The sequence below is a fragment of the Micromonospora sp. AMSO12t genome, from assembly GCF_008806585.1.
GTDB lineage: Bacteria > Actinomycetota > Actinomycetes > Mycobacteriales > Micromonosporaceae > Micromonospora > Micromonospora reichwaldensis.
In genome coordinates, this window is the sequence record NZ_WAAS01000258.1 from 1 (window position 1) to 8,892 (window position 8,892).

At 76.6% G+C, this 8,892-nt stretch carries 4 protein-coding genes; all 4 read right to left on the reverse strand.

The features are described from left to right. Nucleotides 1-63: 63 nt before the first annotated feature. Nucleotides 64-1,395 carry a DEAD/DEAH box helicase gene (locus F6X68_RS26775; protein ID WP_151456874.1) on the reverse strand — a complete coding sequence of 444 codons (1,332 nt, stop codon included), beginning with the start codon at nucleotides 1,393-1,395 and terminating at the stop codon, nucleotides 64-66. A 221-nt stretch (nucleotides 1,396-1,616) separates the two neighbouring features. Continuing rightward, nucleotides 1,617-1,820, reverse strand: coding sequence for a cold-shock protein (locus F6X68_RS26780; RefSeq protein WP_007464836.1), 204 nt, complete (start codon nucleotides 1,818-1,820; stop codon nucleotides 1,617-1,619). Nucleotides 1,821-2,025: 205 nt separating this feature from the next. Further along, nucleotides 2,026-5,502 (reverse strand): ATP-dependent DNA helicase, encoded by a 3,477-nt coding sequence (locus tag F6X68_RS26785; RefSeq protein WP_151456875.1) that lies wholly within the window; start codon nucleotides 5,500-5,502, stop codon nucleotides 2,026-2,028. Further along, nucleotides 5,499-8,892: ATP-dependent DNA helicase (locus tag F6X68_RS26790; RefSeq protein ID WP_151456876.1), on the reverse strand; the 3,394-nt coding region annotated here is incomplete at its 5' end. The genes F6X68_RS26785 and F6X68_RS26790, both read right to left, overlap by 4 nt.

The following is an 8,892-nucleotide window of genomic DNA, read 5'->3' on the forward strand; positions in this document are numbered from 1 at the left end:
TCAGCCGTCGGCTCCGGGCACGGGTGCCCGGAGCCGACGGAGAGCGGAACGCGGAGGGGTTGGTCAGGAGGCGTGCGGGGTGCGGGGGCGCCGCGAGCGGCGGGGCCGCCCCGAGGCGCGGTGCGGAGCCCGGCCGCCCTCACCGGCGCGGCCGACCGACCGGCCGCCGGCAGACCCGGCGGAGGCGGCCTGCGGCGCGGGCGGCGCGATCGTCACCGGCACGCCGGACGGCTCCCGGGCGCCGGTCACCCGGGCCAGGGCCTCGTCGCCGGAGCGCACCTGGACGGACTCGGGACGGATGCCGGCGGTCGACATCAGCCGGGACACGTCCCGGCGCTGCTCCGGCAGGACCAGGGTGACGACCGTGCCGGACTCCCCCGCCCGGGCGGTACGCCCACCACGGTGCAGGTAGTCCTTCGCCTCGGCTGGCGGGTCCACGTTGACCACCATGTCGAGCCCGTCGACGTGGATGCCCCGGGCCGCCACGTCGGTGGCGACCAGCGCCGTCACCTGCCCGGTGCGGAACTGCTCCAGGATCCGGGTGCGCTGCGGCTGCGACTTGCCGCCGTGCAGCGCGGCCGCGCGTACCCCCTTGGCCAGCAACTGGCGGGCGAGCCGGTCGGCGCGGTGCTTGGTGCCCATGAACAGGATGGTGCGGCCCTCGCGGGCGGCGATCCAGGTCAGCGCGGTGGGCTTGTCCACCGCGTCGACGTGCAGCACGTGGTGGGTCATCGCGGTCACCGTGGCGGTGCCCGGGTCGACCGAGTGCGAGACCGGGTTGCTGAGGAAGCGGCGCACCAGCTTGTCCACGCCGCCGTCCAGGGTGGCCGAGAAGAGCATCCGCTGCCCGTTCGGGGCGACCTGCTCCAGCAGCTTGGTGACCTGCGGCAGGAAGCCCATGTCGGCCATCTGGTCGGCCTCGTCGAGCACGGTGATGCCGACCTGGTCCAGCCGGGCGTCGCCGCGGTTGATCAGGTCGTGCAGCCGGCCGGGGGTGGCCACGACCAGTTCGGCGCCGGCGCGCAGGGCGTCCGCCTGGCGTTGCAGCGAGAGCCCGCCGACGACGGTGGCGCAGCGCAGCCCGACGGCGCGGGCGTACGGGTCGAGCGCGGTGGTGACCTGCTGGGCCAGCTCGCGGGTGGGCACCAGCACCAGGGCCAGCGGTCGGCCCGGGCGGGCCCGGCGGCCGGCGGTGCGGGACAGCAGGGGAAGCCCGAAGGCGAGCGTCTTGCCGGAGCCGGTGCGGCCCCGACCGAGCACGTCCCGGCCGGCGAGCGAGTCCGGCAGGGTCGCCGACTGGATCGGGAACGGCTCGGTGATGCCCTGGGCGGTCAGCTCGGCGAGCAGCGCCGGGGCCAGCCCGGTGAGGGCGAAAGAGGGTACGACAGTGGTCATGCGGAAGCCTTCCTCGACGCGGCACGTGTCGAGGGAGGGCGCCGGAGGCGGCGCTGTCACCGGCGGACCAGGCCGCGGGTGACTCACAAGCACGAACCGAAAGGGGTACGGGCCCCGGCCCGCCGCCGTTCGCCGCCTGCTCACGCAGGTCGACGGTGCGGCGGGCCGGTCCCGTCACCGCACCCGGAGGGCGCGGTGGGTGTTACTGGAAGATCCGAAGATCAGAGCGGGCGGATGTTCTCCGCCTGCGGGCCCTTCTGGCCCTGGGTCACCTCGAACTCGACCCGCTGGTTCTCGTCCAGGCTCCGGTAGCCGGAGGACTGGATCGCCGAGAAGTGGGCGAAGACGTCGGCGCCGCCGCCGTCCGGGGTGATGAAGCCGAAGCCCTTGTCAGCGTTGAACCACTTGACGGTGCCAATAGCCATTTTTGTTTCGTCTCCTTGACGGAACGTCGAACCCGCACTTGTTGCGGGCTCGAAGAGGAGCGCGCCACGCGGAACTGCCTGGCTCGCTTGTCGCTTCTGGTCGCCCCGCCCGGAGAACTCCGGACACAACAAAGAGCGCCTGGGCCACAATCCTCCAGGCGCACACAGAGTCTCTGGGAACCATAACTGCAACGCGACCAACCTATCATGGATTCGTCCCGGCACCACCGTCTGCCGGAATTTCCGGTACGGAGGCGATCAGCGCGGTCAGCCCGTCCGCGTCGAGCAGGTCCGCCGGGCGGACCGTGACCCCGTCCCGCACGTAGTGGAACGCCGCGCCGACCCGCTCCACCGGCACGCCGGCCAGCTCCGCCCAGGCCAGCCGGTAGACCGCGAGCTGCACGGCGGCCACCTCGGCGGCTGCGCCGGCGGGCTGCCGGCCGGTCTTCCAGTCGACCACGTCGAACCGCCCGCCCGGCCGGGCGAAGACGGCGTCCATCCGCCCCCGGACCACCACTGCGGCGATCACTGTGGCGAAGGGCACCTCCACCTCGACCGGCACCCGGTCGGCCCACTCGCTGGCCAGGAAGCGCTCCTGGAGCTCGGCCAACGCCTCGTCCGGCGCCGCGTCCGCGTCCGCCGCACCCGGCAGCTCGTCCAGGTCGAGCAGCCGGTCGGCGCCGAACCGCTGCTCCAGCCAGGTGTGGAAGGCGGTGCCCCGGCGGGCGTACGGATTGGGTTCGGTGGGCACCGGGCGGCGCAGCGCGCGGGCCAGCGCCGCCGGATCCCGGCGCAGCGCCACCAACTGGGTCACCGACAGCTGGCCGGGCAGGGCCACCTCGACGGCACCGGACTGCCGGGTCAGCTCGGCCCGCTCGGCGAGCAGCAGGTCGGCCTCCCGCCGCCACCGCGCCACGTCCGCGTCGTCGGCCGACGGGTCCGCGCCCACCCCGGCGGTGTCGTCGCCGCCGGACGGCGTCCGTTCGGCCGTCTCGCCGCCGGGCAGCGGGCGGGCGGCCGCGTCCCCGTCGGACAGTGGGCGGGCCGCCGGGTCGCCGTCGGCGAGGAAGCGGCGGACCAGGGCTGCCGCCTCGGCCAGCGCCGGCCGGCGGGCGCCCAGCGGGTCGGCCGGCCACTCGGCGCGCAGCACCACCTCGGTCGTCGGGTTGACCGCGTCGCCCGGCGGCTCCGGCGCCCACTCGTCCACCAGGTGCCCGGCGCGGGCGTCCAGGCAGGCGTCGTGCACCTCCCGCAGCAGCACCGACGGGCCGCGCGGCCGTTTGGTGCCCTCCCCCCACCAGTAGCCGGAGCAGAGCAGCAGCCGCCGGGGCCGGGTCACCGCCACGTACGCCAGCCGGCGCTCCTCCCGCTCGTCGTGCGCCCGCCAGGCGTCGGTGAAGTCCTCCAGCGCCCGGGCCACCCCCCGCTGGTCCTCGGCCTCGGCCAGGCCCAGCTCCGGCAGCCCGTCGGCGTCGCCGCGCAACGGGAACGGCAGCACGCCCAGCCCGCCGAGCCAGTGGTCGGAGTTGCGCACCGGCCCCGGCCAGACGCCCCGGCTCAGGCCGGCCACCGCGACCACGTCCCACTCCAGGCCCTTCGCGGCGTGCGCGGTGAGGATCTGCACCGCGCCCTCGACCACCTCCACCTCGCCCGGCGTGAGGCCGCGTTCCTCGTCCTCGGCGGCGGCCAGGTAGGCCAGGAACCCCGACAGGGTGGCGCCCGGCGTCTCCCCGCTGAAGCGGGCGGCGACGTCGCCGAGCGCGTCCAGGTGGCCCCGCGCCAGGCCGGCGTCCCCGGCCCCGTCCCGGCCGGCCCGCACCGCCACCTCCACGTCCAGGCCGATCGTCCGCTCGATGTCCGCGATCAGCTCCGGCAGGGACTGGTCCAGCCGGTAGCGCAGCAGGCCCAGCTCCCGGGCGTACGCCCGCAGCCGCGCGTAGCCCTCCGCCGAGTACGCCTGCGCCGGGCCCAGGTCGGCCAGCGCCTCCACCAGGGTCGCCTCGTCGAGCAGGTCCGGGCTGATCTCCGGGGTGCCGTCGTCGGCGAGCCTGCGCCGGGCCGCCGCGATGGACTTCGCCCGGCGGTGCAGGGCCACCAGGTCACGGGGCCCGATCCGCCAGCGCGCGCCGGTCAGCAGCCGCAGCAGCGCGGCGCCGTCCGTCGGGTCGGCCAGCACCCGCAGCGTGCACACCACGTCCCGCACCTCGGGGGTGTCCAGCAGGCCACCCAGGCCCACCACCTCGACCGGCAGGCCGCGCTCGCGCAGCGCCGACTCGATCGCCGGAATCTGGCTGCGCAGCCGTACGAGCACGGCGGTCGTGGGCCGCAGCGGCACCGGGATGTGCTCGGGCAGCACGCCGGGCATCCCGGCCGCGCCGCGCCAGGCGTGCAGCACGCTGTCGGCGATCCAGTCGGCCTCGTCGGCGTACGTCCGCAGCAGGGCGCAGTGGACGGTGCCGCCGGCGGCGCCGCGGGCGCTGCGGTGCGGGACCGGCTCCTTGACGCTCATCGCCGCGCGCAGCTCCGGCACCCGGGCGCCGGCGGCCCGCAGCGGGGTGGCCAGCGCGTTGGCGACACCGAGGATCTCGGGCCGGTTGCGCCAGCTCGTGGTGAGGCTGAGCACCTCGGCCGGCGCACCGCCTGCGCGGGCGAACTCCGTGGGGAAGCGGTCCAGGGTGCCGGCGCTCGCCCCGCGCCAGCCGTAGATCGACTGGCAGGGGTCGCCGACCGCCGTCACCGGGTGCCCGCCGCCGAAGAGCGCGTTGAGCAGCACCACCTGGGCATGGCTGGTGTCCTGGTACTCGTCGAGCAGCACCACCCGGAACCGGTCCCGCTCGATCTCGCCGACGCCCGGGTGGTCGCGGGCGACCCGGGCCGCCCGCGCGAGCTGGTCGGCGAAGTCCATCGCCTCGAAGTCCTCCTTGCGCCGGGCGTACGCGCGCACCAGCGGGAGCAGCTTCAGCCGGATCTGCTGGAGTTGCAGCGCCTTGCGCACGTCGGCGTAGACCCGGCCGGGGCGCACCTGCACCTCGGCGAAGAACCGGCCCGTCCACGCGGCCAGCGCGTCCGGGTCGACCAGGTGCTCGTCGAGCTCGCCGGCCAGCGCCAGCACCGCGTCGGTGATCGTGCTCGGCATCCGGTCCACCCCGGACATGTCGCCGTCGTAGTTGCGCACGAGCAGGTCGACCAGCTGCCAGCGGGACGCCTCGGTGAGCAGCCGGGTGGACGGCTCGTAGCCCGCCCGCAGCCCGTGCTCGGTGACGATCCGGCCCGCGTACGAGTGGTAGGTGGAGACGGTCGGCTCCCCGGCCAGCGGGTCGTCGAGCGGGTCGCGCCCCCGCCGCCCGAGCCGCCGCACCAACTGGTCGAGCCGCGTACGCACCCGGTGCGCCAGCTCCCCGGCGGCCTTGCGGGTGAAGGTGAGCCCGAGCACCTGCTCCGGCCGCACGTACGAGTTGGCGACCAGCCAGACCACCCGGGCGGCCATCGTCTCCGTCTTGCCCGACCCGGCGCCCGCGACCACCAGCAGCGGCTCGACGGGGGCGGCGATGATCGCGGCCTGTTCCCGGGTCGGCGCGGGCAGCCGCAGCAGCTTCGCCAGCTCCACCGGCGTGTAGCGGGGACCGGCGTCGGCGACCCGGGGCGCAGGGGTCGCGCTGCTGAAGAGGGCGGGCTGCGTCAAGGCGTCTCCGGACGACGGGTGGTCGGCGGCTCGACCACCTGGCGGCCCTGCCCGGACACCGGGCAGCTCGTACGCACCGGGCAGACCCGGCACTTGGAGTTGGCGACCGCGGCGAAGGTGGCGGCGGCCATCGTATCCGCGGTACGCCGCACCAGCGCGGTCGCCCAGCCGGCCTCCGGGCCCTCCCCCGCCGGCGCCTGGCTCTGCTCCTTCGCGTCCTTCGCGCCGGTGCCGAGCTGCACCAGGGCCGCGCCGCCGGACTCCTCGCCGAAGTCGGCGAAGGCCCCCGCCTCCACCGCCGCCTGGTAGGCGCCGAGCTGTGGGTGCTCGGCGAGGTCGTTGGCCGTGACGGCGGTGGACTTGCCGGTCTTCAGGTCGATGACGACCAGCCGGCCGTCCTCGTCGACCTCCAGCCGGTCGACCCGGCCGACCAGCTCGACCGGCCGGTGCGGGTCGTCGAGGCGCACCGCGAACTCGTGCTCGATGGCGAGCAGCCGGCGCGGATTCGCGGCCAGCCAGCGGAGCAGCTTGTCCACCATCGCCTCGGCGCGGCTGTGCTCCGGACCGACCATCCAGCGGGCGGCCAGCTCGATGACGTCGAACCGGGCGGCGACGTAGTCCAGCAGCGCTCCCCGGTCGGCGCTGGCGTCCTCGGCGAGCATCGCGGCGGCGTGCACCAGGTTGCCGACGCCCTGGGCGGCGCTGGCCGGCGGGCTGCCGCCGTGCCGCTCCAGCAGCCAGCGCAGGCTGCACCGCAGCGCGCTCTCCATCGCCGACGGGGTGACCCGGACCGGCTCCCCCTCGTCGACCAGCGGGCGGTCGTCGGAGAGCTGCCGCAGCCCCCACCAGTCGTCCGGGTGCGCGCCGGCCACCCCGGCGGCGGCGAGCCGGGCCAGCTCGGCAGCCGCCGCCTGCCGCCGGGCGTAGGTCACGGCCGGGTCGCTGACGGCGGTACGCAGCTCCGCCACCAGCGCCGGCAGGGTCAGCGCCCGGGGCGGCCGGCTCACCGGCAACGCCCCCGGTCGATCCGGCTCCTCCGGGTCAGTGGGATCCGTCGGGCCGGTCGGATCCGGCGGATCGGTGGGAGCCGTCGGGGCGGACGGGTCGGTCGGGTCGGTGGGGCCCAGCTCGTAGAGGAAGCGGCTCGGCTGCTCCTCGTGGTCGTCGCCGCCCACCGCGGCGGAGGCGACCGCGCTGACCAGCAGCCGTCGCCGGGCCCGGGTGACCGCGACGTGGAACAGCCGGCGCTCCTCGTCGAGCAGCGCCGAGGTCTGCCCGACCAGGGCCGCCACCACGCCCGCGCCGGCCGTCCGGCCGGCGAGCACGTCGACCAGGCGCTCCGAGCCGAGCAGGCTGCCACGCAGGCGCAGGTCGGGCCAGACGCCCTCCTGCACCCCGGCGACCGCCACGAGATCCCACTCCAGCCCCTTCGCGGCGTGGGCGGTGAGCAGCCGCACCGTCTCCCCCCGGTCGGCGGTCGGGGCGAGGGTGTCGGCCGGCAGGTCCTGACCGAGGACGTGGTCGAGGAAGACCTCCGTACGCGCGCCGGGCAGCCGGTCGGTGAACCGGGCCGCCGCGTCGAAGAGGACCATCACGGCGTCGAGGTCGCGGTCGGCCGCCTCGGCGCGGCGGCGCCGCGCGACGTCGCCCTCGCCGGTCACCGTCTGGCCGCGGCCGGTCGCCGCGGACCACAGCTCGGCGAGCCCGGTGGCCCGCCACACCGCCCAGAGCACGTCCTCCGCCGTGGCGCCGGGCCGCGCGGCGGACTCCCGGGCCACGGCCAGCAGACCGGCCACGGTCTGCGCCGGCTCCGCCCAGTGCCGCTCGATCCCGGCCAACCCGGCCGGGTCGCGCAGCGCCTCCACGATCAGTTCGCCCGAGGGCCGGCGGTCGCCGCCGGCCAGCGCCAGGGCGCGCAGCCCCTGCCGCAGCCGCCGCTCGGCCAGCGGATCGGCGCCGCCGAGCGACGAGTGCAGCAGCGCCACGGCGGCCTCCTCGTCGAGCCGCTCGGGCTCCAGGGCGCAGCGCAGCAGGAGCAGCAGCGGCGCGACCGCCGGTTGCAGGTGCAGCGGCAGGTCCTCGCCGTGCACGACGGTGGGCACCCCGGCGGCGTGCAGGGCACGTTGCAGCGAGGGCAACTGCCGCCCGGTGGAGCGCACCAGCACGGCCATCTCCGACCAGGGCACGCCGCCGAGCAGGTGTGCCTCGCGCAGGGCGTGCGCCAGCCAGGCCGCCTCGCTGGTGGCCGAGCGGAAGGTGCGTACCTCGACCGCGCCGGGCGGCGCGTCGGGCAGCGGGTGCAGCCGGCGGTGCGCAGCCGGACCGCGCAGCCGTCGCGCCAGCCGGCCGGACGCGGCGAGCAGCCGGGCACCGGCCCGGTAGGAGGTGGTGAGCACCACCTGTGCCGCGGGCGCTCCCGAGGCGGTGCGGAAGCGGTGCGGAAACGTGGCCACCCCCGCCGGGTCGGCGCCCCGGAACGCGTACGTGGAGGAATCCGGGTCGGCGAACGCGACCAGGGGCTTGCCGCCTCCGGCCACCGTCGCGAGCAGGTCCTGCTGGGCCGGGTCGGTGTCGGCCAGCTCGTCGACGTAGACGTACGCCAGCCGCCGGCGCTCGGCCGCGAGCAGCTCGGGGTCGTCGAGCAGCATTCCGGTGGCGGCCCGGACCAGCTCGGCCGGGTCGTACGCGACGGAGCCGCGGTTGCTGACGTCGCGCAGGGCGAGCACGGCCACGTACTCCCGCAGGAACCGCGCGGCGGCGGGCCAGTCGGCGCGGCCGAGCTTCTCGCCCAGCCGGGCCAGCTCGACGGGACCGACGCCCCGCTCGGCGGCGCGCATCAGCAGGTCGCGCAGCTGCGCCGCGAAGGCCCGGGTGCGCAACGCGGGGCGCAGGTCCTCCGGCCAGCCGACCGGGTCGTCGTCGGGCGCCTCGCCGACCACGTCGAGCAGCTCGCGGATGATCAGATCCTGCTCCGGCCCGGTGAGCAGCCGGGGGGACGGCTCGCCGCGCTCGGCCGCCGCCCGCCGCAGCAGCCCGAAGGCGTACGCCGGGAGGGTGCGCACCAGCGGCTCGCGCAGCACGCGGTGCCCGCCCTCGGCGACGCAGGCCTCGATCCGCTGGCGCAGCGCGGTGGCGCCCCGGCGGCCGAAGGTGAGCACCAGGATCCGCTCCGGGTCGACGCCCTCGGCCACCCGCGCGGCGACGGCCTCGACCAGCGTGGCGGTCTTGCCCGTGCCGGGACCGCCGAGCACCAGCATCGGCCCGTCGGTGTGCGCCACGATCTCGACCTGGCGCGGATCGGCGAGCCGCGCCGCCCCACGGTGCGCGTCCCCGTCGGCCGGCCCTCCGGACCGCCGCTCACCCTCCGTCGGCCCTCCGGACCGCCGCTCA

Excerpts from the sequence above, each read along its gene's own strand:
- F6X68_RS26775 (WP_151456874.1), bottom strand. The coding sequence starts at position 1,395 with ATGACCACTGTCGTACCCTCTTTCGCCCTCACCGGGCTGGCCCCGGCG.
- F6X68_RS26780 (WP_007464836.1), bottom strand. The coding sequence starts at position 1,820 with ATGGCTATTGGCACCGTCAAGTGGTTCAACGCTGACAAGGGCTTCGGC.